This window comes from Streptomyces sp. NPDC058620, from assembly GCF_042717135.1.
Lineage (GTDB): Bacteria > Actinomycetota > Actinomycetes > Streptomycetales > Streptomycetaceae > Streptomyces.
The window spans coordinates 1-26,820 of sequence record NZ_JBHXQO010000017.1; the positions used below are offsets into that span (position 1 = coordinate 1).

Consider the following 26,820-nt stretch of genomic DNA (forward strand, 5'->3'; position numbering starts at 1 on the left):
TATAGAGACAGGGCGCCCGCCGCTGCGTCTACCGTCACCCCGGCACCGGCCGCCCAGGCCGCGCCTTCCGGTGATGACGGCGCGTACGTCACGCCGCTGGTCCGCAAGCTCGCCGCCGAGAACGGTGTCGACCTGGGCGCGGTCAAGGGCACCGGTGTCGGTGGCCGTATCCGCAAGCAGGACGTCGTCGCCGCCGCGGAGGCCGCCAAGGCCGCCGCTGCCGCTCCGGCTCCGGCCGCCGCTGCTCCGGCCGCCCAGGCGCCGAAGCTGGAGGCGTCCCCGCTGCGCGGTCAGACGGTCAAGATGACCCGTATGCGCAAGGTCATCGGCGACAACATGATGAAGGCGCTGCACTCGCAGGCCCAGCTGACCTCGGTGCTCGAGGTCGACATCACGAAGCTGATGAAGCTGCGCAACCAGGCGAAGGGGTCCTTCGCCGCCCGTGAGGGCGTCAAGCTGTCCCCGATGCCGTTCTTCGTGAAGGCGGCGGCCCAGGCGTTGAAGGCCCACCCGGTCGTCAACGCCCGGATCAACGAGGACGAAGGCACCATCACGTACTTCGACTCGGAGAACATCGGCATCGCCGTGGACGCCGAGAAGGGCCTGATGACCCCGGTCATCAAGGGCGCGGGCGACCTGAACATCGCCGGTATCGCGAAGAAGACCGCCGAGCTGGCCGGCAAGGCCCGCGGCGGCGGCCTGACCCCGGACGACATGTCCGGTGCCACCTTCACGATCAGCAACACCGGCTCGCGCGGTGCGCTGTTCGACACCGTCATCGTGCCCCCGAACCAGGCAGCCATCCTGGGCATCGGTGCCACGGTCCGCCGTCCGGTGGTCATCAACCACCCGGACCTCGGCGAGACGATCGCGGTGCGCGACATGACGTACCTCTCGCTCTCCTACGACCACCGCCTGGTGGACGGCGCGGACGCCGCCCGCTACCTGACGACGGTCAAGGCGATCCTGGAAGCCGGTGAGTTCGAGGTCGAGCTCGGCCTCTGAGCCACGCACCTGTAACCAGCCTCACCAGCGGCGCCCCCGTCCGGAACACTTCCGGCCGGGGGCGGCGTCGTATTGTCTAGGAGGGGGCTGAAGGCCCTGGCCGGATCAGGGAGCGGCGTCTGGTGCGTGCAGTTGCAAGGCGCCGGAGTGCCTTTGTAGCGGAGCTACTCGGGCACTTCGGCAACGCCGCAGATGCGCGTGCCGGACGCCGCGAGCCCGGCCAAAGCCTTCAGCCCCCTCCTAGCACCGGCGGTCGCCCAGGCGGCCGTGCCGGCGCAGGCAGCGCCGGATTGCTCAGAAGGAGCCCCTCATGACCCCGCCCGTCGTCCACTCGCTGCGCGAACAGATCCGCGAGCACATCGTGGAGGGGATCGTCAGCGGGCGCTGGAAGCCGGGCGAGCGGATCGTGGAGCGCCGCATCGCCACCGAGCTGGAAGTGAGCCAGACCCCCGTGCGGGAGGCCCTGCGCGAGCTGGAGACCCTCCGCCTGATCGAGTCGGCTCCCAACAAGGGCGTACGGGTACGGAACCTGACCGCGGCCGACCTGGAGGAGAGCTATCCCGTCCGGGCCGGTCTGGAACAGATCGCGGCGGAGCTGGCGGCCCCCGGCCTCGGCGACGACTGCTCGGCGCTGACACCCCACGTGGCGGCCCTGTACGAGGCGGACCGGCTGGCCGACGGCGAGGCCCAGGTACGGCACACCGTGGCCTTCCACCGGGAGATGGTGCGGGCCGCCGGGAACGCCGTGCTGCTGCACACCTGGGAGGGGCTGGGCATCGAGGTGTTCACGGCCCTGTCGATCCGGTGGCTCGGCACGGTCCAGAAGTCGTACGCGGAGGAGCACGAGGCGCTCATCGAGGCGTTCCTGCGGAAGGACCCGCAGATCGGCACGCTGGTCAAGGCACACGTGCTGGGCTGCGCGCCCCGTGCGTGACCTGTCCGCCCATCTGTAGCACCAGGCGCTCGACTGCACAGTCGAGCGCCCTTTTCATCCCTTTCGCGGCGTCACTGCGTGCCCTGTTTCGAGGCACCGAATGCCACTTTCTTCATATCGAGAAATTTTCCCCTTCAACCCTTTGATCGATCATCGATCAGCGTTTTACAGTTCACTCCGCGGGCCCACCGGCCCCATCGCCCTGTCCTGCCAGTCAGGGCCTTCTCCACCCCCCTCCTCTCCGGAAGGCGGCGATCATGACCGACCCCGTAGGAAAGCTTCCGAGCGAGCTCGACCAGCTCCCGGACCGTGACCCCGAGGAGACCGCCGAATGGGCGGCCTCCCTCGATGCCGTCACCAAGGCCGCGGGCCCGCACCGGGCCGCGTACCTCATGCGGCGCTCGCTCCAGCACGCCGAGGGTGCCGGTCTCGCGCTGCCCAAACTGCTGGAGACCGACTACGTCAACTCCATCCCGACCGCCGCGGAGCCCGCCTTCGACGGTGACCTGGAGATGGAGTCCCGCATCACCGCGTGGAACCGCTGGAACGCGGCGGCCATGGTGACCCGTGGCGCCCGCTACGGCGTCGGCGGCCACATCGCCACCTTCGCCTCGGCCGCCTGGCTGTACGAGACCGGCTTCAACCACTTCTTCCGCGGCAAGGAGGGAGGGGGCACCTCCCGTTCGAGCGGAGCCGAGAATGGGGGAGGCTCCGGCGACCAGCTCTACATCCAGGGCCACGCCTCCCCCGGCATCTACGCCCGCGCCTTCCTCGACGGCCGGCTCAGCGAGCAGCAGCTCGACAAGTTCCGCCAGGAGGCGGGCGGCGAGGGTCTGCCCTCCTACCCGCACCCGCGGCGGCTGCCCTGGCTGTGGGAGTTCCCCACCGTGTCGATGGGCCTCGGCCCGCTCTCGGCCATCTACCAGGCGCGCTTCAACCGCTATCTGGCCAACCGCAACATCAAGGACACGTCGAACTCGCACGTCTGGGCCTTCCTGGGCGACGGCGAGATGGACGAGCCCGAGTCGACCGCAGCCCTCGCCCTCGCGGCCCGTGAGCAGCTCGACAACCTGACCTTCGTCATCAACTGCAACCTGCAGCGTCTCGACGGCCCGGTCCGCGCCAACTTCCGCGTGGTCCAGGAGCTGGAGGGCGCGTTCCGCGGGGCCGGCTGGAACGTCGTCAAGACACTCTGGGGCAGCGCCTGGGACGAGCTGTTCCAGCTGGACACCTCGGGTGCGCTGGTGCGCCGGCTCCGGGAGGTCCCGGACGCGCAGTTCCAGACGTACGCCACCCGCGATGTCGCGTACATCCGCGAGCACTTCTTCGGCGCCGAGCCCGCGCTCGCCGAGCTGGCCAAGCTGCTCACCGACGCGAAGATCGCCGAGTGTTTCTACACCTCGCGCGGCGGCCACGAGGCCCGCAAGGTCTACGCGGCGTACCGGGCGGCCGTCGAGCACAAGGGCGCGCCGACCGTGATCCTCGCGCAGACGGTGAAGGGCTACACGCTCGGCAAGGGCTTCGAGTCCAAGAACGCCAACCACCAGATGAAGAAGCTGTCGGTCGACGAGTTCAAGGACATGCGCGAACTCCTCGGTCTGCCGATCCCGGACAGCGCCTTCGCCGACGGCCTGGTGCCGTACGGCCACCCGGGCGCGGACTCCCCCGAGGTCCGCTACCTCCAGGAGCGCCGTGCCGCGCTCGGCGGCCCCGCACCGGCCCGCCGGGTGCACGCGGTGGCGCTGCCCGAGCCGGAGGAGCGCGCGTTCAAGGCCCTGTACAAGGGGTCCGGCAAACAGGAGATGGCCACCACCATGGCGTTCGTGCGCCTGGCCAAGGACCTGATGCGGGACAAGGAGACCGGCAAGCGCTGGGTGCCGATCGTCCCGGACGAGGCGCGCACCTTCGGCATGGAGTCGCTGTTCCCGTCGGCCGGCATCTACTCGCCGCTGGGCCAGACGTACGAGCCGGTCGACCGCGACCAGCTGATGTACTACAAGGAGGCCAAGGACGGCCAGATCCTCAACGAGGGGATCACCGAGGCCGGGGCCATGGCCGACTTCATCGCCGCGGCGACGTCGTACGCGACGCACGGCGAGACGATGATCCCGTTCTACATCTTCTACTCGATGTTCGGCTGGCAGCGGACCGCCGACCAGATGTGGCAGCTCGCCGACCAGCTCGGCAAGGGCTTCATCGTCGGCGCGACGGCCGGCCGGACGACGCTGACGGGAGAGGGCCTCCAGCACGCGGACGGCCACTCGCACCTGATCGCGTCCACGAACCCGGCGTCGCTCAACTACGACCCGGCGTTCGCGTACGAGATCGCGGTGATCGTCAAGGACGGTCTGCGCCGGATGTACGGCCCCGAGGCCGAGAACGTCTTCTACTACCTGACGGTCTACAACGAGCCGAAGCAGCAGCCCGCGATGCCGGAAGGCGTCGAGGAGGGCATCGTCAAGGGCCTGTACCGCTTCAAGGAGGGCACGCCCGCGAGCGCGGACGCGCCGCGGCTCCAGCTGCTGGCCTCCGGTACGGCGATCCACTGGGCCCTGGAGGCACAGGAACTGCTGGCCGCGGACTGGGGTGTCACGGCCGACGTCTGGTCCGCCACCTCGTGGGGCGAGCTGCGGCGCGAGGCGCTGCTCGCCGACGAGGCGATACTCCACGGCGAGCAGCGGGTGCCGTACGTGACGCAGGCGCTGTCCGGTGCGCCGGGTCCCGTGCTGGCCGTCAGCGACTGGATGCGTGCGGTTCCGGACCAGATCAACCAGTGGGTGGAGCAGGACTGGTCCTCGCTCGGCACGGACGGCTTCGGTCTCTCCGACACGCGTGAGGCGGCCCGCCGCCACTTCGGGGTCGACGCGCAGTCGGTCGCGGTCGCGGCGCTGGCCCAGCTGGCGCGGCGCGGCGAGGTACCGGCGTCCGCGGTGAAGGAGGCCCGGGAGCGGTACGGTCTCTGACCTGGCCGTTTCTGCCCTCAATCGCCGCGCGGGCTTGAAGAGATCAAGCTCGCCCGGCGATTGAGGGCTCTTTCGAACCTGCCCGGCGATTGAGGGCGTCGTTCGATCCCGCCCCCACAATGGCCCCATGCGCGCTGCCCGTCTGATCAAAATGGTGCTGCTTCTTCAGGCCCGGCCCTCCATGACCGCCGCACAGCTCGCCCAGGAGCTGGAGGTGTCGGAGCGGACCGTCACCCGGGATGCGCAGGCCCTGTCCGAGGCGGGTGTGCCCGTGTACGCGGAACGGGGGCGGGCCGGTGGGTACCGGCTGGTCGGGGGCTATCGCACCCGGCTCACCGGGCTAGCTCGCCACGAGGCCGAGGCGCTCTTCCTCTCCGGGCTGCCGTCCGCCCTGCGGGAGATGGGGCTCGACGACGCCGCGTCCGCCGCCCGGCTCAAGGTGTCGGCGGCCCTGCTCCCGTCCCTGAGGGATGCCTCCGCCACCGCCGCTCAGCGCTTCCATCTGGACGCCCCGGGCTGGTACCAGGAGCCCGTGACACCCGAACTGCTGCCCGCCGTCGCCGAGGCCGTCTGGGACGACCGCGTCGTCAGGGCGCGCTACCGCAGCGCCGGTGCGCGGGAGGAGGCCGAGCGGGAGCTGGCCCCGTACGGGCTCGTCCTGAAGGGTGGGATCTGGTACCTCTGCGCCCGGGCCCAGGACACGTTCCGGGTGTACCGGATCGACCGGTTCTCGGCCGTCACCGTGACCGACGCGCGCTTCGTGAGGGACGAGGGCTTCGATCTGCCGGGCTTCTGGGACGCGCGTGCGGCGCAGTTCGCGCGGTCCATCCTGCGTACCGAGGTGACCGTACGCGTATCCCAGGCGGGTGCCCGGCGCCTGGCGTACGCCGGCGACCGCGCCGCGGCGCAGGAGGCGCTGGAGCGGGCCGATCCGCCCGGCGCCGACGGCTGGCGCACGGTCACGCTGCCCGTGGAGTCCCTCGACATCGCGTTCGGCCAGTTGCTGGCGCTGGGACCCGAGCTGGAGGTCCTCGGACCGGCCTCCTTTCGCGCGCGGTTCTCCGAGGCGGCCGAACGGCTGCGCGATCTCTATCGCTGAAGGGCTTCATTTCCGTGTCTCCGCGTGCGTCGCCCGCCGCCAAGCCCGATGCTTGACCCGTGATGGACGAGACGGAGTTCTGGGAGATCGTCGACAGCACCCGCGAGGCCGCCGAGGGCGACCCCGAGGACCACGCCGATCTGCTCGTCGAAAGGCTGCTGCAGCTCGACCCCGACTCCGTGCTGGACTTCGCCCGGCACTTCGAGGCCCGCTACAACCGCGCGTACCGCTGGGATCTGTGGGGCGCCGCCGCCGTCCTGCTCGGCGGGGCGAGCGACGACGCCTTCGACTACTTCCGCTGCTGGCTGATCGGCCAGGGCCGGGAGGTCTTCGAGGGCGCGGTGCACGATCCGGACAGCCTCGCCGAACTCCTCGACGACTTCGACGAGGAGTTCGACGGGGACGGTGAGGACCTCGGCTACGCCGCCGACGAGGCGTACGAACAGCTCACCGGGGTGGTGGCGCCGGACCTCGGTGTTCCGCCCCAGCCCAACGAGCCGGAGGGCGTGCCCTTCAGCCTGGAGGACGACACCGGGCTGGCCGCGCGCTTCCCCTCGCTCTGGGACCGCTTCGGCCCCTCCTGAGACCTGAGACCCCCTGGTATGGCGGGACCGGACGCGGTACGGGTGGCCCCGGAGTCCTGGGCGACGGCCGGGGCGCCGGCCGCCGGACCGGGGGCGCCGGCCGAGCCCGCCGTACGCCGCCTGCACGAACTCATGTGCGGCATGCGGAGGTTCAGGCCATGAGGGGGCGGCCCATCAGTACGTCGTCGACGTAACGTCCGTGCAGGAAGAACTCGCCGGGAAGCACACCCTCGACGGCGAAGCCCTCAGCCGCGTACAGCGCGCGGGCGGGGGTGTTGTGTCCGAGGACGCGCAGGGTGATGCGGTTCGCACCCTGGCGCCGCGCCTCGGCGAACGAGGCGCGCAGCAGGGCCCGTGCGAGGCCGCGCCCCCGCGCCCAGTCGGCCACGGCGAGGCCCTGTATCTGGCGCACATGCGCGTTGCAGGCGAGCGGGGTGGGCGCGACCAGCCGGATGTACCCGGCGACGGCCGCCTCGCCCCCGGCGTTCTCGGCCTCTGCCACGAGGAAGTCCTGGGGCCGGTGTCCCTCGTCGAAGAAGGAGTCGTACGGGGGCTGGGGTCGCGGCTGCACCGCGTGCAGCGTCGACCAGGTGGCCCGGTCCAGTTCTCCCAGGGCCTCGTTGTCGGCGAGGACGGCGTGACGGACGGGGCGGGTGCGCAGTTCGGACATGCGTTCCACTGTGGCACGCCCCACCTCGTCCGGTCAGCGCGTTTTCCCGGCTCCGGCGACCCGTCGGGCGGGCCGGAAAGACGGCGGCGCGCGGCGCGGCTGAGGCAGGATGGGGCCATGCCGCACTCCCGTATCGCTGTCACCGGTTCCACCGGACTCATCGGAGCGGCGCTGGTGCGTTCGCTTCTCGCCGACGGGCACGAGGTGGTCCGCCTGGTGCGCCGCCCGGCCACCACGGGCTACGAGGTGGAGTGGGACCCCAAGCGCCAGTTCGTCGACGTGGCGGGGCTGGTGGGGTGCGACGCCGTCGTCCACCTGGCCGGTGCCGGAGTCGGTGACCGCCGCTGGACGGACGCGTACAAGCGCGAGATCCGGGAGAGCCGGGTGCTGGGCACGGCGGCGATCGCCGAGGCCGTCGCCTCGCTCGACACCCCGCCGAAGGTGCTGCTGTCGGGGTCGGCCATCGGCTACTACGGCGACACCGGGGACCGCGCGGTCGACGAGAGCGCTCCGCCCGGCGAGGGCTTCCTGCCGTCCGTCTGCGTGGAGTGGGAGGAGGCCACGGCCGCCGCCCAGGAGGCGGGCGTACGGACGGTGTTCGCACGCACCGGGCTGGTGGTCGCACGGGAGGGCGGGGCCTGGGGGCGGCTGTTCCCGCTGTTCAAGGCCGGGCTCGGCGGGCGGCTCGGCGACGGGCGCCAGTACTGGAGCTTCATCGCGCTGCACGACCACATCGCGGCCCTGCGGCACATCATCGACACACCGGCCCTGTCGGGACCGGTCAATCTGACGGGGCCGGACCCGGTCACCAACCGCGAGGCGACGGCCGCGATGGGACGGGTGCTGCACCGTCCGACGCTCTTCACCGCCCCCTCGCCCGCGCTGCGGATCGCCCTGGGCGATTTCGCGGCGGACGTGCTGGGCAGCCAGCGGGTCCTGCCGGGCCAACTGCTCGACTCGGGCTTCTCGTTCGCGTTCCCCGGGATCGACGCGGCGATCCGGGCGGCCCTGCGCTGACGCCGGTGTGCGACCCCGTGCCCCGGTGCCCGGTGCGCGCGCTGCTGTGCCCGTATCAGCCATACACCTAGCCTCGACCCGAACTCGGGTATTCCGGGGGCCTGTTGGGGGCAAGAGCCTCCCACCAGTCGCACCGACTCGGGGAGGGGCACGTGCTCAGCACGGCACATCACTCAGACGTGATCATCATCGGGGCCGGAACAGCCGGCCTGTCGGCGGCCCATCAGCTCAACCGTGCGGGAGTGAGCGTCAGCGTCCTGGAGGCCGCCCCTTGTGTCGGCGGCCGGATGGTCACGCACGACGTGGACGGATTCCGGCTCGACCACCTCGGCCCACTGCTCAGCTCCGCCTGCCCGGAGCTGGGTCTCGCTCCCGCCCTCGAAGGGCTGGTGCTGCGGGGGTTCGCCCCCGGGCTCCTGGTCCACAGCGAGGGCCGCCAGTACCGCACCGGCACCATACGGAGCGCAAGGGGCGCACTCAGGGCAGTGCGCTCCCGATCGAGCGCCCCCCGCGCACCGCTGGGCGGGGCGATCGACCAGGCCCGCCTGGGCGCGGCACTGGGACGGCTGGCCGCCACGCCCGTCTCCCGCCTCCTGGCCCGGCCGGAACGGACCGCCCTCGCCGCCCTGTCGGCGCGCGGCCTCCCGTCCCGTACCGTCAACGGATTCCTGCGCCCCCTGCTCTCCGCACTCCTCAGCGACCCCGAGCTCACCACATCGAGCCGCGTCGCCGATCTCGCCCTGCGCAGCTATGCGCGCGGGGGGCTGTGCGTACCGGCGGGCGGTTCCGCGACCCTGCCCGAACTCCTGGCGGCCACGCTGCCGCCCGGCACCGTACGGACCGGTGTCCATGTCACCACCGCCGGCATCACCTCGGTGCGCACCAAGGAGCACGGCGAACTGCGCTGCCGCTCCCTGCTGCTGGCGACCGGGGCCGGTGCCGCCGCCGAACTGCTGCCGGGGCTGCGGGTACCGGCCTTCCACCAGGTGACGGTGCTGCACCACACCGCCCCCGCTCCCCCGCCGACCGGCACCTCGCTGCTGCTGGACGCCGACCGCTCGGGACCGGTCGCGCACACCGCCGTCATGAGTGAGGTCGATCCCTCACGCGCCCCGCACGGCCGGACGCTGATCACCTCGACGGTGCTCGGCACACCTCCGCCGGATCTCGACCGCACGGTCCGCAGGCACCTCGGCGCGCTGTACGGCACCTCCACGGACGACTGGGAGCTGCTGGCCGCCCATCACGACCCGGAGGCGGTCCCCGCGATGCCCGCCCCGCACGATCCGCACCGCCCTGTCCGGATGCTCGCCGGGCTGTACGTGTGCGGCGACCACCGCGATACGAGCACGGTCCAGGGAGCCCTGCACTCGGGCCGCCGCGCCGCCTCCGCGATCCTCACCGACCTGGGCGTACAGGAGGGATACGGGGCCGAGGCGCCGCTCACCACGGCCGCCTGACGGCACTGCCTTCGCACATGACCGGTAAGGCGGGGCGGCCCACCGCGGTGAAGCTGCCGCCCGGCACCACGGGCCGCTACGTCCGGGTGCGGCTCGCGTCCGCCACCGACCCGCTGTCCCCGGCGGAGGTCAAGGTGAGGGGCGTCCGCAGGGGGTGGGTCACCGGCAGGTCACACCACTGGGGCCGGGTCAGCCGAGGGCGGCGACGCGGTCCCGGTAGTGGCGTACGGCTGCCGCGTCCCGGTACGGCTCCAGGCGCCGCTCGAAGTCGCGTACGTACTCGGTGGCCCGCACCGACCTCATCTCCGATGCCTGCTGGGCCGCCTCGGCTCCCAGGGAGCACGCCTGGTCGAGCTCGCCGAGCCCGAGCCGCGCGGACGCGAGAACCACCCGGCAGAACAGTCTGCTGCGGGCGTACGCCGGAGCGCGCAGCTGGAGCGAGCGTTCCGCGTGCTGGGCCGCGGTCCGGTGGTGCTGGAGGTCCCGGTGGCAGTGCGCGAACTCGTCGGCGAGCTGGGCCTCGTCGAAGTAGCGGGCCCAGTGCGGGGTCTCGTCCCCTGCCCGGGCGGTCTCCAGCGCGCGTTCCGCACGGGCGAGCGCGGCGGTGCAGGTCCTGGCCTCACCGAGCACTCCGTGTCCGCGTGCCTCGACCGCGTGCAGTATGGCCTGCACGACGGGCGGCGCCGACGAGCCGATGCCCTGCTGGGCGACGCGCGCCAGCTGGACGGCTTCCCTGCCGTGGCCGAGATAGACGGCCTGGCGGCTCATGGTCATCAGGACGTAGCTGCCGTAGCCCCGGTCCCCCGCGGCCTGCGCGAGCCGCAGTGCCTGGACGAAGTACCGCTGGGCGAGGCCGTGGGCGGCGATGTCGTACGAGGTCCAGCCCGCCAGCCTGGTCAGGTCGGCGGCCGCGGAGAACAGCCGCCGGCCGGTGGCCTCCCCGTAGCTCCCGCGGAGCATGGGTTCCGCCTCGTGCTCCAGATAGCGGACGAGGGCCTGGCGGGCATGTCCGCCGCCGTACGCGTTGTCGAGGGTGCGGAAGAGTTCGCCGACGGAGCGCAGGGCGGCGACGTCCCCGCTGCTGACCCGCTGCCCCGGGCCCCGGTCGGTCTGCCGTTGACGTGGCACGGTCGAGAGGGCGGGGGGCGGGGCCGCCGGGTGGGCCGGCGGGCGGGTGGCGCCGGGGCCACGCGCGCTGTTCCGGCCGGCCTGCCCGTGCACCGCGGTGGTGGTGTGGCGCAGCGTCTGAGGGGTGTGGGTGCCGTGCGCCTGGGGGGCGTGGGAGCCGTGCGCTCCGTGGGGGCCGCCCGCGACGGTCACCCCTCCGGGTCCGACGGAACCGGCGGGGCTGGTGAGACCATCCGGCCCACCGCCCCCGAAGCCGCCCGAACCGGGCCCGCCGGAGCCGGGCCCGCCGGAGCCTCTCGCCCCGGGCGAACCAGCCGTCCCCGAGGCCCCCGGAGACCCTGAAGGCTCCGCAGTTTCTGAAGTGCCCGCAGCACCCGCGACCCCATGAGCCCCGCCGCTCACCGGCGCCCCGCCACCCACGGCCCCACCGGCAGCCCCCGAGGCGGCTCGCGGCGCGGCAGCCGTCGCCGGCTGCTCCGTACTGCCCACCCACTCGTCGGCCCGCCCGATCAGCCAGTCCCGGCTGGGGACGACCAGCCCGGCCGGGGTGAACGCGATCTTGCGTAACTCCGCGTGGCTTCCCGAGTCCTTCCGCCACAGCCCGCTGACGATGTCGACCGCCTCGGCGGGCGTGGCCGCGAACTCCAGACCGGCATAGACGGGGGCGCAGGCGTCGAGCCCCAGGTCCTGGGCGGAGAGCCGGCGCCCCAGCCGTCGGGTGAAGACCTCGGCGATCAGCGCGGGAGTGGTGCCCCGGGGCTGCTGACCACGCAGCCAGCGGGTCACGGAGGTCTTGTCGTACCGCAGATCGAGGCCGTGCTCCAGACCGAGTTGATCAACCCGGCGGGCCAGACCCGCATGGGAGAACCCGGCTTCGGCGATGAGCGAGGCGAGCCGGCGGTTGGGGGTGCGCTGCGGAGGTCGTTCCGACATCAGCTGTACGGTCTCCTGCCTTCGGGGCCGGGCGGGCAGCCCTTATGGAACGGCGCGAATTTAGCCGCCCCGGCCGCACCCCCCGGCGGCCTTCGCCCCACATTCATCCGATCGTGTGAGGATTGCCGGTGGCGCTGACGGAAACGACCTGCCGGGCTGCCCCGATGCGGGCGGTCGTACAGTGGCTGGGGGCGCACATCAGTGCATGGTGACGTGGTTCCGGGGACACCCCCCGGGCTTCCGGCACCGCTAGTAGGGAGGCACCTGAAGTGAGTGAGCTGCGGTTTGTCCGTCTGGGGTTCGGCGAGGACGCCGTCGAGTACCAGGAGGCATGGCAGAAGCAGCGCGAGGTGCACGCCGCCCGCTTCGAGGACGCGGTTCCCGACACGTGTCTGCTCCTTGAGCACCCGCCCGTCTACACGGCGGGGCGGCGCACGGCGGAGAACGAGCGCCCCCTGGACGGCACTCCGGTCGTCGACGTCGACCGCGGCGGCAAGATCACCTGGCACGGCCCGGGGCAGCTCGTCGGCTACCCCATCCAGAAGCTTCCGCGTCCGGTCGATGTCGTCGCGCACGTCCGTCGCCTGGAGGACGCGCTGATCCGAACGGCCGCCGAGTTCGGCGTGGAGACCTCCCGGGTCGAGGGCCGCAGCGGTGTCTGGGTCCTGGGCGACCCGGTCGAGGAGCGGGCGGCGCTCGGCGGGCTCTCCCTCGACTTCGACCCGCGCCTTCAGGACGAGGAGTTCGACCCGCGGATGAACGGCCCGGAGTACGCGCCGTCCAACGCGGGCCAGCGCCGCGAGGACCGCAAGCTCGCCGCGATCGGCATCCGGGTCGCCAAGGGTGTGACCATGCACGGCTTCGCGCTCAACGTGAATCCGGACAACACCTGGTTCGACCGGATCGTGCCCTGCGGCATCCGGGACGCGGGCGTCACCTCACTCGCGTACGAACTCGGCCGTGACCTGACGATCGCGGAGGTCCTTCCGGTCGTGGAGAAGCACCTCAAGGACGTCCTGGAGAACGCGGCTCTCGCACCACGGGTCGTCGAGCCGCCCAAGGCCGCCGCCCCGGCCTCCGCCTAGCTGGCGGGGAATAGGCCCCGTCGGCCCCAGGTTGGCCAGACGTAAAGCCGTTCTAACTACGGGCGTACCCTGGTGTTCGCCGAAGATTCGAATGCAGTGAAAGCAAAGGGGAGCCGGAGTGTCCGCTGTCGCACCCGACGGGCGCAAGATGCTGCGCCTGGAGGTCCGGAACAGCCAGACCCCCATCGAGCGCAAGCCCGAGTGGATCAAAACGCGGGCGAAGATGGGCCCCGAGTACACGCAGATGCAGAAACTCGTGAAGAGCGAGGGCCTGCACACCGTGTGCCAGGAGGCCGGCTGTCCGAACATCTACGAATGCTGGGAAGACCGCGAGGCCACGTTCCTCATCGGTGGCGACCAGTGCACCCGGCGCTGTGACTTCTGCCAGATCGACACGGGCAAGCCCGCCGCCCTCGATCTCGACGAGCCGCGCCGTGTCGGCGAGTCCGTCGTGACGATGGACCTGAACTACGCCACCATCACCGGCGTCGCGCGCGACGACCTGGAGGACGGCGGAGCGTGGCTCTACGCGGAGACCGTCCGCCAGATCCACGGCCTGACCGCGGAGCGGGAGGCGGGCGCCACCAAGGTGGAGCTGCTGATCCCCGACTTCAACGCGGAGCCCGCGCAGCTGGCCGAGGTCTTCTCCTCGCGCCCCGAGGTGCTGGCGCACAACGTCGAGACGGTGCCGCGGATCTTCAAGCGGATCCGCCCCGGATTCCGATACGAGCGCTCCCTGGAAGTCATCACGCGGGCCCGCGAGGCCGGCCTGGTGACGAAGTCCAACCTGATCCTCGGCATGGGCGAGACCCGCGAGGAAGTCAGTGAGGCGCTCAAGGATCTGCACGACGCAGGTTGCGAGCTCATCACGATTACGCAGTACCTGCGGCCCTCCGTACGGCACCACCCGGTCGAGCGCTGGGTGAAGCCGCACGAGTTCGTGGAGCTGAAGGACGAGGCCGACGCGATCGGTTACTCCGGCGTGATGTCGGGTCCGCTCGTCCGTTCCTCGTACCGTGCCGGGCGTCTCTTCCAGCAGGCGATCGAGCGGCGTCAGGCCCTGGCCGCGGCGCCCGCCGCGGCCGCACCGGCCGTGTGAAACCGAGCACAAGAAGCTGCTGAGCGGGTGAAGCCCGATCCGACGCGGCTCATGCGCTCCCCGCAGGTCGGGGACGCGTATGGGCCGCGTCGGCGTGCGCGGCGCCGAATTCCGGGCTTCATTGGTGTTTGACCGACCGGTCATGCGCTGGTAACACCAAGCAGTGACCCTGGGTACACACGCAGCAGCAGCTCTGTCGGCCGCTGCGGGGCGCCCCTTCCCGTACTCAGTCCGCGCCCAGTCAGCGCATCCGCTCCGAGAGGGAACTCCACCATGCAGGCCGTGCCGGTACGCGCCAACGCCATCCCGTCCGTCACCAGCGCCCTTCGTGCCGTCGAGTCGCTGCTGCTGAGCAGCGGCCAGCGCACTGCCCGTCGCAACGCCTGGACTGCGGTCCTGGAGGACCGGCGCAGGGCGAAGGACCGGGTCGAGGTCCAGCATGTACTGGAGGCCGTGGCCGACCGTCGTTCTTAGGCCACGTAAACTCGGGTACATGGCGAGGAAGGCAAACACGGAAGGCGCGGACAGCGCCGAGAACGCGGGGCGGCTCAAGCAGATCGCCCTGACCTACAAGATGACCAGGCGGACCGACCCCAAGATCGGTCTTGTCGTCGCGGGTGTGGGAATCGTCACCTTCGGTGTCCTCCTCGCGATCGGTTTCTTGATCGACCACCCCATCTACGCGGGCATCCTGGGCTTCGTCCTGGCGCTCCTCGCGATGGCGATCATCTTCGGACGGCGCGCCGAGCGCGCGGCCTTCGGGCAGATGGAGGGGCAGCCGGGCGCGGCCGCGGCCGTACTGGACCGGGTCGGCCGCGGCTGGACCACGACCCCCGCGGTCGCGATGAACCGCAGCCAGGACGTCGTCCACCGGGCCGTCGGCAAGGCGGGCATCGTGCTGGTCGCCGAGGGCAACCCGAACCGGGTCAAGAGCCTGCTGGCGGCCGAGAAGAAGCGTATGGCGCGCATCGTGGTGGACGTGCCGGTGCACGACATCATCGTCGGTGACGGCGAGGGCCAGGTGCCGCTGAAGAAGGTGCGCACCAAGATGCTGAAGCTTCCCCGCGTCCTGACCGGCCCGCAGGTCACCACGACCAACGACCGGCTGCGGGCGATGGGCGACCTGATGAGCAACATGCCGCTGCCGAAGGGTCCGATGCCGAAGGGCATGCGGATGCCTCGCGGCGGAAAGATGCGCTGACCCCCACCCGTACAGCTCGTTCCTCGTACCCCGTACCTCGTACGAGAAGGGGCGGTTCCGGACCCGATCAGGTCCGGAACCGCCCCTTCTTCACGTTCTTCAGGTCGTCGTCCTCACGGCGCCCGCGCCCTGCGTCAGATCCGGACCTGTACGGCGCGGGCCAGCCGGTCGTGGAGGCCGCGGCCGTCGCGGTCCCAGACCAGCGGCGGAATGACCAGGAGGACCAGCACGCTCCTGACGATCACGCGCCCGGCACCGAGCCGCTCCCCGTTCTCCGCGAGGACCCGCAGGCCCAGGATGCGCTTGCCCGGCGTACTGCCGATGGTTCCGACGGTCAGCGCACTCAGTACGAGGAAGACGCCGAGCGCCCAGTTTCCGGCTGCCTGCTGGTCACCGCGAGCGAGCAGCCCGTATGCGATCACCATGCACAGCGCCCAGTCGATGAAGATCGCCCCGAAACGCCGGCCCAGCGGGGCCACCGACCCCGGTCCGTGCTCGGGCAGCCCAAGGCGCTTTCCCCGGTAGCCGAAGTCGACGCCCATGTCCTCGGCGGCCGCGCGCGGCCCGGACAGCCACGATCCGATTACTTGCCTGTTGTCCACCCGTCCACGGTACTGCGCCCGTGTTTGCACGCGGCCGGGCGGGGCACGGAACACGTCGCTGAGATGCCGCGCCCAGTTCGCCCGGTTAACTTGGGCGAAACAAATGGGTCATGCTTGAGAAATCCCGTCTGCCTATGGTCGGGTCCAGCGTGTGCCACCGCACTGGCCGCACGACAGAGCTGCAACCCCGCCCTTCTCCGGGTCGGGAGTAGGAGGAGTTGGATGTTCCAGAACGCCGACGACGTGAAGAAGTACATCGCCGACGAAGACGTCAAGTTCATCGACGTCCGGTTCTGCGACCTGCCCGGAGTGATGCAGCACTTCACCATCCCGGCGGCGGCCTTCGACCCGAACGAGGAGCTCGCGTTCGACGGCTCGTCGATCCGCGGTTTCCAGGCCATCCACGAGTCCGACATGGCGCTCCGCGCGGACCTCTCGACCGCTCGTGTCGACCCGTTCCGCCGCGACAAGACCGTCAACATCAACTTCTTCATCCACGACCCGATCACCGGCGAGCAGTACAGCCGTGACCCGCGGAACGTGGCCAAGAAGGCCGAGGCGTACCTCGCCTCCACCGGCATCGCCGACACCGCGTACTTCGGCCCCGAGGCCGAGTTCTACGTGTTCGACAACGTCCGCTTCCAGACCTCGGCGAACGAGTCCTTCTACCACATCGACTCCGAGGCCGGCGCCTGGAACACCGGGTCGGAGGAGAACAACCGCGGTTACAAGGTCCGCTACAAGGGCGGTTACTTCCCGACCCCGCCGGTCGACCACTTCGCCGACCTGCGTGCCGAGATCTCCCTGGAGCTGGACAAGAACGGCCTTCAGGTCGAGCGCCAGCACCACGAGGTCGGCACCGCCGGCCAGGCCGAGATCAACTACAAGTTCAACACGCTGCTCGCCGCGGCCGACGACCTGATGCTCTTCAAGTACATCGTGAAGAACGTCGCCTGGCGCAACGGCAAGACCGCGACCTTCATGCCGAAGCCGATCTTCGGCGACAACGGCTCGGGCATGCACGTCCACCAGTCCCTGTGGGCCGGTGGCGAGCCGCTCTTCTACGACGAGCAGGGCTACGCGGGCCTGTCGGACATGGCGCGCTACTACATCGGCGGCATCCTGAAGCACGCCCCGTCGCTGCTGGCGTTCACCAACCCGACGGTGAACTCGTACCACCGCCTGGTCCCCGGCTTCGAGGCCCCGGTCAACATGGTCTACTCGCAGCGCAACCGCTCCGCCGCGATGCGCATCCCGATCACGGGCTCCAACCCGAAGGCCAAGCGCGTCGAGTTCCGCGCCCCGGACCCGTCGTCGAACCCGTACCTCGCCTTCTCCGCGCTGCTGATGGCCGGCCTGGACGGCGTCAAGAACAAGATCGAGCCCGCCGAGCCGATCGACAAGGACCTCTACGAGCTGGCCCCCGAGGAGCACGCGGGCGTCCAGCAGGTCCCGACCTCCCTCCCGGCCGTCCTGGACGCCCTGGAGGCGGACCACGACTACCTCCTCGCTGGCGGCGTCTTCACGTCCGACCTGATCGAGACGTGGGTCGACTACAAGCGCGTGAACGAGATCGCCCCGATCCAGCTGCGCCCGCACCCGCACGAGTTCGAGCTGTACTTCGACATCTAAACCGCGGGTCGATGACCAGCAGGTCGTCGTAGCCACCGCTTGAGGGCCGTTACCCGTTCGCCGGGTAGCGGCCCTCAGCTGTTGTGCGGTGTTCGTGGGCGGTGTCAGTGGCGGAGGGCGCGGCCGAGCTGAGCGGTCACGTCGCCGTCGAGTGTGCGGTTGCTGCGGGCCGTGGCGTCCTTCTTCCTGTCCGGCTGCACGTTGTCGACCGAGACGACGACCGTGTCGAGCAGGTTGTCGTCCTTGTCGCGGAAGTTGATCTGGACGGCGTAGGACATGGCGGAGCCGGAACCGTTGGTCACCGTGACCTTCACCGTGGAGCGGCCGTCGGCGTCCCTGCTCACGTCGCCGAGCACGACGTCCCCCTTGGCGTCCACACCATCCTTGAAGCCGTCGAGTTTCTCCCGGGCGGCGGCCGTGGCCGATGCGGCCACGTCCGAACCCTTCGATGCAAGTGAGGAGGCGGCGGACGCCGCCTCGGAGGCGACGTCCGATGCGCCGCCGCCGTCTTCGTCCGAGCAGCCGACGGCCGTCGTCGCCACCGCTGCCGCCAGCAGTAGGGCCCGTACTCCTCGTACGCCTCGTCCTGTCATCTGCGCCTCCCAGCACTCGCGATGACCTCAGTCAAGGCGGAGCCCGGCCGGGCCGCATGCCGTGTACGCCGACCGGGTCGCGGACTCGCGGGGAAGAAGGACTGGCCCGAATCTGGACACCATGAGCGAACCTCGACCATCGGGGCGGCGGGCGGAAAGGTCCTGTGCTCAGTGACCGTGGACGACGGTGCACCCCGTACGGCCACGGCGTCCGGGGCCTCCGCGACGGCCACCTGCAATGGATTCTGAAGCGCCCGCCGGATCACTGACGGATCGTCCCGACATGGCTGTGCCCCCGGTCTCCCGGGGGCACAGGTCAGCTGCGGGCAGCGGTGGTCAGCGGCCGTAGCGGATCAGGGTGCGGACCATGCGGCAGGTGGTGTCGGACGGTGGGTGGATGCCGAGGCGCTCGGCCATGGTGCGTATACGGATGTTGGTGGCGCTCGACGGCTGGTAGACACCCGTGTCGAGCAGGGCGATCGCCAGGCGCATGGCCTTGAGGCGGCGGTTGTGGGAGACGTACCACTCGCGGGGCCGGCCCGCGGGGAGCCGCTTCCTCTGGAGAGGCTTGGGGAGCTGGTTGTGGAGCGGCTTGGTCGTGACTGCGGCAACGGCCATCGGCAACCTCCTGGCACGGTGGTGGAACCCTCACGAACTCCCTCCATTTTACTGCCCCCCACTGACAATCGCCCCTGGCCAGAAGGGCTTTCGCGACTCACTCGCGTAACCTGGGCACCATGGAGATCTGGATCAATCCGGCGTGTTCCAAGTGCCGCAGCGCAGTGGATCTGCTCGACGCGGAGGGTGCCGAATACACCGTCCGCCGCTACCTGGACGATGTGCCCTCGCCCGGCGAGATACGGGCCGTGCTCGAACGGCTGGGTCTTGAGCCGTGGGACATCACACGGACCCAGGAGGCGGCCGCGAAGGAGCTCGGGCTCAGGGAGTGGCCCAGGGAGGCCGGCTCCCGGGAGCGGTGGATCGAGGCGCTCTCCGCGCACCCCGAACTGATCCAGCGGCCGATCATCACCGCGGACGACGGGACGGCGGTCGTGGGACGTACGGACGAGGCGGTACGGGACGCGCTGGGGCGTTGAGGCGCCGGGCGGATCGAAGGGGGCCGGGGCCTGGGGCGTGGGGACAGCCCACGGCAGATCAGCGTTCGTCGGTCCCGGCGCGCTTGCCCGTGGCCAGGGCGATCCGGTTCCAGGTGTTGATGGTGAAGATCAGGGCGAGCAGCCGGGCCAGCTCCGACTCGTCGAAGTGGGCGGCGGCCCGCCCGTACACCTCGTCGGAGATCCCGCCGTCCGCGACCCGGGTGACCGCGTCGGTGAGGGCGAGCGCCGCCTGCTCCTTCTCCGTGAAGAAGTGCGTCGCCTCCTGCCATACGGCGACCATGTGCAGCCGCTCCTCGCTCTCGCCCGCCTTCCGGGCGTCGGTGGTGTGCATGTGGAGGCAGTACGCACAGTGGTTGAGGTGCGAGGAACGGATCTGCACCAGCTCGACCAGCGTCGGGTCGAGCCCCTCACGCGCCGCCGCGTCCAGGCCGATCACGGCGCGGAACGCCTTCGGGGCGGCCTTCGCGAAGTTGAGCCGGACGGTGGTGCCGGTGGTGGCGGCCGGGGCGTCGGTCTTGATCTCTGTCGTCGTCATGGGTACGAATCTACGAGAACCGGCGACCGGCTACGGGGTGCATTTCGATGATTGATTCATGGGTCAATTCCGCGGAGGTCCTCGGCAGCGATCTGCCGCTGGCCCTCTCGGGGACGGGCAACCGGCGGGCCGTCCTCATGCGGGCGCTGCGCGGGGCCGTTCAGAGCGGGCGGCTCGCTCCGGGCACCCGTCTGCCGCCGTACCGTTCGCTCGCCGTCGATCTGGGACTGGCCCGCAACACCGTCGCCGACGCCTACGCGGAGCTCGTCGCCGAGGGCTGGCTGACCGCGCGCCAGGGCTCGGGCACCCGGGTCGCCGAGCGGGCGGCCCCCGTCACTCCCGTACACCGGCAGCGGACCCCGCCCCGGACCGCCCGCCCGGTACACGACCTGGTCCAGGGGAAGCCGGACCCCTCGGTCTTTCCCCGGACGGCATGGCTGGCCTCGGCCCGCCGGGCGCTCACCGAGGCGCCGCACGACGCCTTCGGGCCCGGCGATCCGCGTGGGCGGCCGGAGCTGCGGCGCGCCCTGGCCGGCTATCTGGCCCGGGTGCGCGGCGTCCGGACGGCCCCGGAGCGCATCGTGCTCTGCTCGGGCGCCGCGCACGGGCTGCGCCTGCTGGCGGACGTGCTGGGCGGACCGTGGGCGGTGGAGGCGTACGGGCTGCCGTTCCACCGCGAGCTGCTCACCGCTCAGGGGGTCGGCACCCGCCCGCTCCTCGTGGACGAACACGGCGCGCACGTCGACGAGTTGAGGGGAACCGACCGGGCGGTGCTGCTCACCGCCGCGCACCAGTTCCCGACCGGTGGCCCCCTCCATCCGGAGCGGCGCGCCGCCGTGGTCGACTGGGCGCGGGCGGCCGGCGGCGTGGTCGTGGAGGACGACTACGACGGGGAGTTCCGTTACGACCGGCAGCCCGTCGGCGCGGTGCAGGGCCTGGACCCCGAGCATGTGGTGCTGCTGGGATCGGTGAGCAAGAGCCTCTCCCCCGCGCTGCGGATCGGCTGGCTGGTGCTTCCGGAACGGCTCGTGGAGGACGTCGTGGCGGCCAAGGGCGAGCGGGAGCAGTGGTCGAGCGCCACCGAGCAGCTGACGCTCGCGGACTTCGTCGAGTCGGGCTCGTACGACCGGCAGGTGCGCCGGATGCGACAGCGCCACCGGCGCCGCCGCGACCAGCTCGTGGCCGCCCTGGCCGAGCGGGCGCCGTACGTCCGGGTCTCCGGGATCGCGGCGGGCCTGCACGCGGTCCTGGAACTGCCGCCGGGAACGGAACACTCGGTGGTGCGTGCGGCGGCCTGGCAGGGGCTGGCGGTCGAGGGGCTGTCCGACTACCTGCATCCGGCCGCGGCCGGAGACGGGCGGGACGGGCTGGTCGTGGGGTACTCGACCCCGGCCGAACCCGCCTATCCGCACGCCCTGGACGCACTGTGCCGGGCGCTGCCACCGGAATGAGGGCGCGCGGGACGGGACGGGCGATCACCCGCCCCGCACTCACCACTCGGACGGGCCCGCTCGAACGGCCCGGTCAGGCGGCCCGGTCAGACGGCCCGCCCGGGCGTCGCACCCGCCTCGGCCTCGGCCAGCAGTTCGGTCAGGCGCAGCCCGAACCGTACGTCGCAGGGGTGCGGCACTCCCGTACGTACCGACTCGGTCAGCGCGTCCACCGCGCCCCGGAACGCGCCCACCGCGTCGCCCCAGTCCGGCAGGGTGACCACGCCGCGCTCGCCCCTCAGCTCGATCTCCATGCCCGCCGCCGCAACGGGTGCGCCCAGCCCGAGCGTCACCGTGCTCGAAGCCCCGGAGGTGTGGCGGAGCACCAGGTGGGTGGTGTCGGCGGGGCCGCGGGCCGCAGTCACCTCCGTCACCTCGCCCAGCACCGGGATCAGCACCGACAGCACGTGGGGGCCGACGTCCCACAGGCCGCCCTTCTCCCGGCGCCAGGGCGAAGCGGCGTACTCGCTGGTCGCCTCGGGTGCGTACAGCGCGCCGAGCCACTGGGCCCGGGCGGTGAACCAGCCGTCCACCGCGGCCTGTTCGGTGATCCACCGGGCCGTCTCGGTGGCGAACCGCAAGGTGCAGAAGACCACGGACGCCACCCCGGCCCGCTCCGCGGCGTCGGCGAGCTCCCGTGCCCCCACGACCGTGGTCGCGATCGGCTTGTCCATCAGCAGGTGGCAGCCGGCGGCTGCGGCGCGGACCGCCAGCGGGGCCTGGATGTCCGGCGGCAGGGCGAACGCCACCGCGTCGCTCGCCGCGAAGAGCTCGTCGACGCCCGTTTCGCCGGTGTACGCCTCGGTGCCGTGGGCGGCGGCCAGCGCCTTCGCGGCCTCGGGGCGACGGCCCCAGACCCCGCTGAGCCGGACGCCGGGGTGGTCGGCGAGGGCCGGGGCCTGGGTGTTGCGGGCCCAGGGGCCCGTGCCCAGCAGGCCGATCCGCAGCGGTGTGTTCGGAGCAGTTGGTGTGGTCATGGGAGCCAGTGTGCCGCCCCGTATACGACGCGGCCGATTCACCTGCCCGATGACGTTCCGGCTACCGGCGCACGGAGGGCGGGCAGTAACGGAGGAAACCTCGGTAACACGGGGTTCACATTCGGGCAACGGCCGGGAAATCGCGTCTTGCGAAGCTGCGCAGCATAGACCGCAGCACCCCCCGAAGGATGGCTTCCGTGACGTTCAAGGCTGAGTACATCTGGATCGACGGCACCGAGCCGACCGCCAAGCTTCGCTCCAAGACGAAGATCATGGCCGGGTCGCCCTCCACGGATGTGGCGGACCTGCCCATCTGGGGCTTCGACGGTTCGAGCACCAACCAGGCCGAGGGCCACGCCTCCGACCGGGTGCTGAAGCCGGTCTTCACATGTCCGGACCCGATCCGCGGCGGTGACGACGTCCTCGTCCTGTGCGAGGTCTTCAACATCGACATGACGCCGCACGAGTCCAACACCCGTGCCTCGCTGCGTCCGGTCGCCGAGCAGTTCGCAGGCCAGGAGCCGATCTTCGGCATCGAGCAGGAGTACACCTTCTTCGACGGCCACCGCCCGCTCGGCTTCCCCGAGGCCGGCTTCCCGGCCGCGCAGGGTGGTTACTACTGCGGTGTCGGCGCCGACGAGATCTTCGGCCGCGACATCGTCGAGAAGCACCTCGACAACTGCCTCAAGGCGGGCCTCGGCATCTCCGGCATCAACGCCGAGGTCATGCCCGGCCAGTGGGAGTTCCAGGTGGGCCCGCTGGCTCCGCTGGAGGTCTCCGACCAGCTGTGGATCGCCCGCTGGCTGCTGTACCGCACCGCCGAGGACTTCGACGTCTCCGCGACCCTGGACCCGAAGCCGGTCAAGGGCGACTGGAACGGCGCCGGTGCGCACACCAACTTCTCCACCAAGGCGATGCGCGAGGGTTACGACGCGATCATCACCGCGTGCGAGTCGCTCGGCGAGGGCTCGAAGCCGCTGGACCACGTCAAGAACTACGGCGCGGGCATCGACGACCGTCTGACGGGTCTGCACGAGACCGCCCCGTGGAACGAGTACAGCTACGGCGTCTCCAACCGCGGCGCCTCGGTGCGTATCCCGTGGCAGGTCGAGCAGGACCAGAAGGGCTACATCGAGGACCGTCGCCCCAACGCAAACGTCGACCCGTACATCGTCACGCGTCTGATCGTCGACACCTGCTGCACCGCGCTGGAGAAGGCCGACCAGGTCTGATCCCGCTCTTCGTCCGTACGCGGGGGCGCTCACCGGATGCCGGTGGGCGCCCCCGCGTCGTCGGTCGGCGGCTCCCGTCCCGAAGGACCGTATCGACGGGTGAGAGGACTCTGCTGCACTGCCGCGATGTCTGCTTCAATGGGGGCATGGCCAGCTTCCAGCACACCTCGTCGGGTCGCAGCGACCTCGAGCCGTTCTGGCCCTCTCGTCAGCATCATGACTTCGACCGGGTGTGTTGCCGCGCGTGGAACGCGCAGGCCCTCTAAAGCCGCTCACCCCGGTCTTCGGCCCGCGCGCACGACGTACGTCCGTCCTCGACGACTCCTCGCGCGAAAGAGCTGACCCTCATGGCGAACACTCGTACCTTCTCCGCCGCTTCCGCCGCCACCGCGGCATCAGCGGCGTCCGCTGCGGCCACCTCCACCGCCCGCCCCTTCTCTCCCCACCGCCACCGGCTGCGCTCCGTCGACCCCGACGAGGTCGTCCAGCTCGCCGATGTGGCGGACCTGCTGCCGCCGGGAGCCACCTGGCTGCCCGCGCCGCAGCACACCCTGCCCGCGCTGCCGGGGCAGCCCCCGATGATCGGCTACCTGGTACTCGTACCGGCCGACCAGCAGCCGGCCATCGCCGGAGCCGTCGCGGCCTCCCGGCAGCGGCAGCACGCGGGGGCCGGACAGGCCGTGTCCGGGCAGCAGTTCGTGCCCGAGCCGGTCGCACAGGACCCGGGCAGCGGGCCCGTCCGCATCGACTCCACCCGGCGCACCGCCGCGGTGGACGGGGTCCCGCTGGACCTCACCTACCTGGAGTTCGAGCTCCTCGCCCACCTCGTGGCACATCCCCACCGGGTCCACACCCGCGATCAGCTGGTGACCACGGTCTGGGGTTACGGGCACGTGGGCGACGGGCGCACCGTAGACGTCCATGTCGCCCGGCTGCGGCGCAAGCTGGGTGCGGAGCACCGCCGTGCGATCCAGACGATCCGGCGCGTCGGCTACAAGTACGCTCCCTGACCGCGCCCAGGCTCGCCCTGCGGCGCGGCCCACGTGAGAGGCGGCCCCTGGCCCGGTTCGTACCGGGCGGGGGGGCCGCCTCTTCGTATCGTGGCCGGGGCCGCCTCTTCGGATCGTGCCCGGGGCCGCCTCTTCGGATCGGGTCAGCCGCGCCCGGCCGGCTCCGCCCGGGCTCCGGCCGGCTCGGTCCGGGGCGCGGCCTCGCCGTGCTCCAGGCCCGGCAGCCGGGAGAGGCCACGCGGGATGCGCCAGTTCCGCTCGCCCAGCAGCGACATGACCGAGGGCAGCAGGACCATCCGTACGATCGTGGCGTCCAGCAGCACCGCGACGGCGAGACCGACGCCCATCTGCTGCATGTCCTGCATGGACAGCGTGCCGAAGACCGCGAAGACGGCCACCATGATCGCCGCGGCGCCGGTCACCGCTCCGGCCGTGCGCCGGATGCCCATGTCGATCGCGGCCCGGGTGTCCAGGCCGCTCTCGCGGGCCTCGCGGATCCGGGACACGACGAACACGTGGTAGTCCATGGACAGGCCGAACAGCACCACGAGGACGAACAGCGGCATCCAGGACTCGATCGCGCCGACCCCCTCGGAACCGATCAGCTCCGCACCCCAGCCGTGCTGGAAGACGGCGACCATCACTCCGTACGCGGCGCCCACGGAGAGGAGGTTGAGCAGGATGGACGTCACGGCGATGACGTACGAGCGGAAGCAGAACAGCATCAGCAGGAACGTCACCACGGTGATGAAGGCGAAGACCGGGACGATGCCGCGCTTCAGCTGGTCGTTGAAGTCGACGGACCCGGCGATCTCACCGGTCACGAACGCCTCGGCGCCCGTCCCGTCGAAGGCTTGCGGCACCCGGTGGTCGCGCAGTTCGGCCAGATCGGCCTTGCCGCCGGGGAGCGGCACCTCGATCTCCGCGATGTTCTGTGCCCGGTGGACGGTGACCTCGTCGAAGGAGCCGAGCGCCTCGCGGACCCCGGGCGAGGTGATGTCGTCGGCCTTCACCACGATCACGGCCGGGTCGGGGCCGCCGGGGAAGCTCCCGGAGATGTGGGCGTACGCGACCGCGAGCTCGGAGTCCGAGCCGAACTGCTTCTCCATACCGAGCTGTTCCGTCTTCATACCGAGCGCGGGCGCCGCCAGGGCGAGCAGCACGGCGGCCGAGGCGACGGCGAAGAGCTTCGGCCTGGCGAGCACCGGCTTCAGGACCGTGCCCGCGATGCCGCCACTCCTCCGCGCCCCCTTCCTGCCGCGCCGGTTCAGGAGCGGTACGCGTCCCGCGTCGATCCGGTCGCCCAGCCAGGACAGCAGGGCCGGGAGCACCGTCACCGAACCCAGCATGGCGATGAAGACCACCAGGATCGTGGCGAGCGCGAAGCCCTTGAACAGCATCAGTCCGGACAGGAACATGCCGGCCATCGCGACCATCACCGTGACACCGGAGATGAGCACGGCCCGGCCGCTGGTGGCCGCGGCGATGCGCAGCGCCGTCTCGGCGTCCCGCCCCGCGGCCCGCTCGTCACGCTCGCGCCGCAGGTAGAAGAGGCAGTAGTCGACGCCGACGGCGAAGCCCATCAGGAACATCACGGAGTACGTCGTCTGGAACAGGTGCAGTTGGTGGCTGGCCAACGTCAGCAGGCCGAACGCTGCCATGCACGCGGTCAGAGCGAGTCCGACCGGCAGCAGGGCGGCCACCACCGCGCCGAAGGCGACCAGCAGGATGCCCAGGGCCAGCGGTACGGCCGTGAACTCGGCCTTCTGGAAGTCCTCGGCGAGCAGGTCACCGAGCCATTTGCTGGCACTGGCCTCGCCGAACTGGTGGATCTCCACGTCCGTCCGGGCCTCCCGGACACCGGACACCGCGTCCAGCACCGGCTGCACCCGGTCGGCTGCGGTCGCCGCGTCGCCCTTCATCTCGAAGGTGATCAGTGCGTCCCTGCCGTCCTTCGAGGGGACGGGAGCGGAGAGGTTCCGCACCTCGCCGGTCCTCTCCACGGCCGCTGACACCTCACGGGCCGCGTCCTTCCACTCTCCGGCCTGTCTGCCGGACACCATGACCAGCTCGCCGGCCGGGTGGCCGAGGCCCGCGTCGGCCAGGATCTGCTCGGCCCGCGCCGAGTCACCCGCGCCGCTCTCCGCCTCGGTCATCTCGACCATGCCGGAAGCTCCGCCGATGCCCGTGGCGAGCAGGACGAAGAGCAGCCAGCCGAAAACAGCAGTCTTACGGTGGTGTGCGCTCCACACACCCAAACGTGCCGCGAGGTTGCGCCTCATGCGGTTCCGCCCCCAGAAGTAGACGTTGCCCGGCGAACACCGAACAGGACGCCTCCGAATCTAGGGACGGGCGGTCCGGCGCCCCAGCCGCCGACGCCCCCAATGCGGGAGCCGCAGGGCGACCACGGGGGTGGTGCTGGGTACACCCCCGGCCCGGTGGTGAAACGGCTG

At 71.2% G+C, this 26,820-nt stretch carries 24 protein-coding genes; 16 read left to right on the top strand and 8 right to left on the bottom strand.

Annotated elements, in window-relative coordinates:
- The 5 genes from sucB to ACFWSK_RS18250 form a co-directional block, all read left to right on the top strand.
- Positions 1 to 1,005, top strand: a 1,005-nt coding sequence (gene sucB, locus ACFWSK_RS18230) for a 2-oxoglutarate dehydrogenase, E2 component, dihydrolipoamide succinyltransferase (protein WP_383786902.1), incomplete at its 5' end; no start/stop codon positions are given.
- Between the two features lie 310 nt (positions 1,006 to 1,315).
- On the top strand, positions 1,316 to 1,939 hold the full coding sequence (locus ACFWSK_RS18235; protein WP_383786905.1) for a GntR family transcriptional regulator: 624 nt from the start codon (positions 1,316 to 1,318) through the stop codon (positions 1,937 to 1,939).
- Positions 1,940 to 2,196: 257 nt separating this feature from the next.
- Positions 2,197 to 4,902, top strand: coding sequence for a pyruvate dehydrogenase (acetyl-transferring), homodimeric type (gene aceE, locus ACFWSK_RS18240; RefSeq protein WP_383786908.1), 2,706 nt, complete (start codon positions 2,197 to 2,199; stop codon positions 4,900 to 4,902).
- A 127-nt stretch (positions 4,903 to 5,029) separates the two neighbouring features.
- On the top strand, positions 5,030 to 6,001 hold the full coding sequence (locus tag ACFWSK_RS18245; RefSeq protein WP_383786911.1) for a helix-turn-helix transcriptional regulator: 972 nt from the start codon (positions 5,030 to 5,032) through the stop codon (positions 5,999 to 6,001).
- Between the two features lie 62 nt (positions 6,002 to 6,063).
- The gene (locus ACFWSK_RS18250) at positions 6,064 to 6,585 is read left to right on the top strand and encodes a DUF4240 domain-containing protein (RefSeq protein WP_383787192.1); all 522 of its coding nucleotides are present in this window, start codon (positions 6,064 to 6,066) and stop codon (positions 6,583 to 6,585) included.
- A 151-nt stretch (positions 6,586 to 6,736) separates the two neighbouring features.
- Here the strand turns inward: ACFWSK_RS18250 and ACFWSK_RS18255 are convergent, their stop codons facing one another.
- A complete protein-coding gene (locus tag ACFWSK_RS18255; RefSeq protein WP_383786914.1) occupies positions 6,737 to 7,255 on the bottom strand; it encodes a GNAT family N-acetyltransferase in 519 nt (172 codons plus the stop codon).
- Positions 7,256 to 7,372: 117 nt separating this feature from the next.
- On the opposite strand from ACFWSK_RS18255, the gene ACFWSK_RS18260 reads away from it, so the two are divergent.
- The gene (locus ACFWSK_RS18260) at positions 7,373 to 8,272 is read left to right on the top strand and encodes a TIGR01777 family oxidoreductase (protein ID WP_383786917.1); all 900 of its coding nucleotides are present in this window, start codon (positions 7,373 to 7,375) and stop codon (positions 8,270 to 8,272) included.
- Between the two features lie 152 nt (positions 8,273 to 8,424).
- Positions 8,425 to 9,732 carry an NAD(P)/FAD-dependent oxidoreductase gene (locus tag ACFWSK_RS18265; RefSeq protein ID WP_383786920.1) on the top strand — a complete coding sequence of 436 codons (1,308 nt, stop codon included), beginning with the start codon at positions 8,425 to 8,427 and terminating at the stop codon, positions 9,730 to 9,732.
- Positions 9,733 to 9,921: 189 nt separating this feature from the next.
- On the opposite strand, the gene ACFWSK_RS18270 is transcribed toward ACFWSK_RS18265, so the two are convergent.
- A complete protein-coding gene (locus tag ACFWSK_RS18270; protein ID WP_383786922.1) occupies positions 9,922 to 11,793 on the bottom strand; it encodes a regulator in 1,872 nt (623 codons plus the stop codon).
- A 269-nt stretch (positions 11,794 to 12,062) separates the two neighbouring features.
- Between ACFWSK_RS18270 and lipB the strand changes: the two genes are divergently transcribed.
- The 4 genes from lipB to ACFWSK_RS18290 all read left to right on the top strand — a co-directional run bounded on the left by lipB (position 12,063) and on the right by ACFWSK_RS18290 (position 15,178).
- Positions 12,063 to 12,878 carry a lipoyl(octanoyl) transferase LipB gene (lipB, locus tag ACFWSK_RS18275; protein ID WP_383786925.1) on the top strand — a complete coding sequence of 272 codons (816 nt, stop codon included), beginning with the start codon at positions 12,063 to 12,065 and terminating at the stop codon, positions 12,876 to 12,878.
- Between the two features lie 118 nt (positions 12,879 to 12,996).
- The gene (gene lipA / locus ACFWSK_RS18280; protein WP_383786927.1) at positions 12,997 to 13,977 is read left to right on the top strand and encodes a lipoyl synthase; all 981 of its coding nucleotides are present in this window, start codon (positions 12,997 to 12,999) and stop codon (positions 13,975 to 13,977) included.
- A gap of 273 nt (positions 13,978 to 14,250) precedes the next feature.
- Positions 14,251 to 14,451 carry a hypothetical protein gene (locus tag ACFWSK_RS18285; RefSeq protein WP_383786930.1) on the top strand — a complete coding sequence of 67 codons (201 nt, stop codon included), beginning with the start codon at positions 14,251 to 14,253 and terminating at the stop codon, positions 14,449 to 14,451.
- Between the two features lie 19 nt (positions 14,452 to 14,470).
- Positions 14,471 to 15,178 carry a DUF4191 domain-containing protein gene (locus ACFWSK_RS18290; protein ID WP_383786933.1) on the top strand — a complete coding sequence of 236 codons (708 nt, stop codon included), beginning with the start codon at positions 14,471 to 14,473 and terminating at the stop codon, positions 15,176 to 15,178.
- A 134-nt stretch (positions 15,179 to 15,312) separates the two neighbouring features.
- On the opposite strand, the gene ACFWSK_RS18295 is transcribed toward ACFWSK_RS18290, so the two are convergent.
- Positions 15,313 to 15,780 (bottom strand): RDD family protein, encoded by a 468-nt coding sequence (locus ACFWSK_RS18295; protein WP_383786936.1) that lies wholly within the window; start codon positions 15,778 to 15,780, stop codon positions 15,313 to 15,315.
- A gap of 222 nt (positions 15,781 to 16,002) precedes the next feature.
- Here ACFWSK_RS18295 and glnA point away from each other — a divergent pair, with 222 nt between their 5' ends.
- Complete coding sequence (gene glnA, locus ACFWSK_RS18300) at positions 16,003 to 17,412, top strand: type I glutamate--ammonia ligase (RefSeq protein WP_383786939.1); 1,410 nt, start codon at positions 16,003 to 16,005, stop codon at positions 17,410 to 17,412.
- A 104-nt stretch (positions 17,413 to 17,516) separates the two neighbouring features.
- Here glnA and ACFWSK_RS18305 read toward each other — a convergent pair whose 3' ends face one another.
- The gene (locus tag ACFWSK_RS18305) at positions 17,517 to 18,005 is read right to left on the bottom strand and encodes an FxLYD domain-containing protein (protein ID WP_383786941.1); all 489 of its coding nucleotides are present in this window, start codon (positions 18,003 to 18,005) and stop codon (positions 17,517 to 17,519) included.
- Positions 18,006 to 18,341: 336 nt separating this feature from the next.
- Entirely contained in the window at positions 18,342 to 18,623 is a 282-nt protein-coding gene (locus ACFWSK_RS18310) for a hypothetical protein (protein ID WP_383786944.1), read from the bottom strand.
- A gap of 119 nt (positions 18,624 to 18,742) precedes the next feature.
- Between ACFWSK_RS18310 and ACFWSK_RS18315 the strand changes: the two genes are divergently transcribed.
- Positions 18,743 to 19,102 carry an arsenate reductase family protein gene (locus ACFWSK_RS18315; protein ID WP_383786946.1) on the top strand — a complete coding sequence of 120 codons (360 nt, stop codon included), beginning with the start codon at positions 18,743 to 18,745 and terminating at the stop codon, positions 19,100 to 19,102.
- 58 nt (positions 19,103 to 19,160) lie between these two features.
- Here the strand turns inward: ACFWSK_RS18315 and ACFWSK_RS18320 are convergent, their stop codons facing one another.
- Positions 19,161 to 19,658, bottom strand: a complete 498-nt coding sequence (locus tag ACFWSK_RS18320; RefSeq protein ID WP_383786949.1) for a carboxymuconolactone decarboxylase family protein — start codon at positions 19,656 to 19,658, stop codon at positions 19,161 to 19,163.
- A gap of 47 nt (positions 19,659 to 19,705) precedes the next feature.
- Here ACFWSK_RS18320 and ACFWSK_RS18325 point away from each other — a divergent pair, with 47 nt between their 5' ends.
- Positions 19,706 to 21,109 carry a PLP-dependent aminotransferase family protein gene (locus ACFWSK_RS18325; protein WP_383786952.1) on the top strand — a complete coding sequence of 468 codons (1,404 nt, stop codon included), beginning with the start codon at positions 19,706 to 19,708 and terminating at the stop codon, positions 21,107 to 21,109.
- An 86-nt stretch (positions 21,110 to 21,195) separates the two neighbouring features.
- Here the strand turns inward: ACFWSK_RS18325 and ACFWSK_RS18330 are convergent, their stop codons facing one another.
- A complete protein-coding gene (locus tag ACFWSK_RS18330; RefSeq protein ID WP_383786955.1) occupies positions 21,196 to 22,125 on the bottom strand; it encodes a Gfo/Idh/MocA family protein in 930 nt (309 codons plus the stop codon).
- Positions 22,126 to 22,322: 197 nt separating this feature from the next.
- On the opposite strand from ACFWSK_RS18330, the gene glnII reads away from it, so the two are divergent.
- Entirely contained in the window at positions 22,323 to 23,357 is a 1,035-nt protein-coding gene (glnII, locus tag ACFWSK_RS18335; protein WP_383786958.1) for a glutamine synthetase, read from the top strand.
- Between the two features lie 347 nt (positions 23,358 to 23,704).
- Positions 23,705 to 24,367, top strand: a complete 663-nt coding sequence (locus tag ACFWSK_RS18340) for a winged helix-turn-helix domain-containing protein (protein ID WP_383786961.1) — start codon at positions 23,705 to 23,707, stop codon at positions 24,365 to 24,367.
- 143 nt (positions 24,368 to 24,510) lie between these two features.
- Here ACFWSK_RS18340 and ACFWSK_RS18345 read toward each other — a convergent pair whose 3' ends face one another.
- Positions 24,511 to 26,649, bottom strand: coding sequence for an MMPL family transporter (locus ACFWSK_RS18345; RefSeq protein ID WP_383786964.1), 2,139 nt, complete (start codon positions 26,647 to 26,649; stop codon positions 24,511 to 24,513).
- Positions 26,650 to 26,820: the final 171 nt, after the last annotated feature.

Excerpts from the sequence above, each read along its gene's own strand:
- ACFWSK_RS18315 (WP_383786946.1), top strand. The coding sequence starts at position 18,743 with ATGGAGATCTGGATCAATCCGGCGTGTTCCAAGTGCCGCAGCGCAGTG.
- aceE (WP_383786908.1), top strand. The coding sequence starts at position 2,197 with ATGACCGACCCCGTAGGAAAGCTTCCGAGCGAGCTCGACCAGCTCCCG.
- ACFWSK_RS18255 (WP_383786914.1), bottom strand. The coding sequence starts at position 7,255 with ATGTCCGAACTGCGCACCCGCCCCGTCCGTCACGCCGTCCTCGCCGAC.
- ACFWSK_RS18235 (WP_383786905.1), top strand. The coding sequence starts at position 1,316 with ATGACCCCGCCCGTCGTCCACTCGCTGCGCGAACAGATCCGCGAGCAC.
- ACFWSK_RS18340 (WP_383786961.1), top strand. The coding sequence starts at position 23,705 with ATGGCGAACACTCGTACCTTCTCCGCCGCTTCCGCCGCCACCGCGGCA.
- ACFWSK_RS18250 (WP_383787192.1), top strand. The coding sequence starts at position 6,064 with ATGGACGAGACGGAGTTCTGGGAGATCGTCGACAGCACCCGCGAGGCC.
- ACFWSK_RS18310 (WP_383786944.1), bottom strand. The coding sequence starts at position 18,623 with ATGGCCGTTGCCGCAGTCACGACCAAGCCGCTCCACAACCAGCTCCCC.
- ACFWSK_RS18345 (WP_383786964.1), bottom strand. The coding sequence starts at position 26,649 with ATGAGGCGCAACCTCGCGGCACGTTTGGGTGTGTGGAGCGCACACCAC.
- ACFWSK_RS18290 (WP_383786933.1), top strand. The coding sequence starts at position 14,471 with ATGGCGAGGAAGGCAAACACGGAAGGCGCGGACAGCGCCGAGAACGCG.
- ACFWSK_RS18325 (WP_383786952.1), top strand. The coding sequence starts at position 19,706 with ATGATTGATTCATGGGTCAATTCCGCGGAGGTCCTCGGCAGCGATCTG.
- glnA (WP_383786939.1), top strand. The coding sequence starts at position 16,003 with ATGTTCCAGAACGCCGACGACGTGAAGAAGTACATCGCCGACGAAGAC.
- ACFWSK_RS18270 (WP_383786922.1), bottom strand. The coding sequence starts at position 11,793 with ATGTCGGAACGACCTCCGCAGCGCACCCCCAACCGCCGGCTCGCCTCG.
- ACFWSK_RS18260 (WP_383786917.1), top strand. The coding sequence starts at position 7,373 with ATGCCGCACTCCCGTATCGCTGTCACCGGTTCCACCGGACTCATCGGA.
- ACFWSK_RS18285 (WP_383786930.1), top strand. The coding sequence starts at position 14,251 with ATGCAGGCCGTGCCGGTACGCGCCAACGCCATCCCGTCCGTCACCAGC.
- ACFWSK_RS18330 (WP_383786955.1), bottom strand. The coding sequence starts at position 22,125 with ATGACCACACCAACTGCTCCGAACACACCGCTGCGGATCGGCCTGCTG.
- ACFWSK_RS18305 (WP_383786941.1), bottom strand. The coding sequence starts at position 18,005 with ATGACAGGACGAGGCGTACGAGGAGTACGGGCCCTACTGCTGGCGGCA.
- ACFWSK_RS18320 (WP_383786949.1), bottom strand. The coding sequence starts at position 19,658 with ATGACGACGACAGAGATCAAGACCGACGCCCCGGCCGCCACCACCGGC.
- ACFWSK_RS18245 (WP_383786911.1), top strand. The coding sequence starts at position 5,030 with ATGCGCGCTGCCCGTCTGATCAAAATGGTGCTGCTTCTTCAGGCCCGG.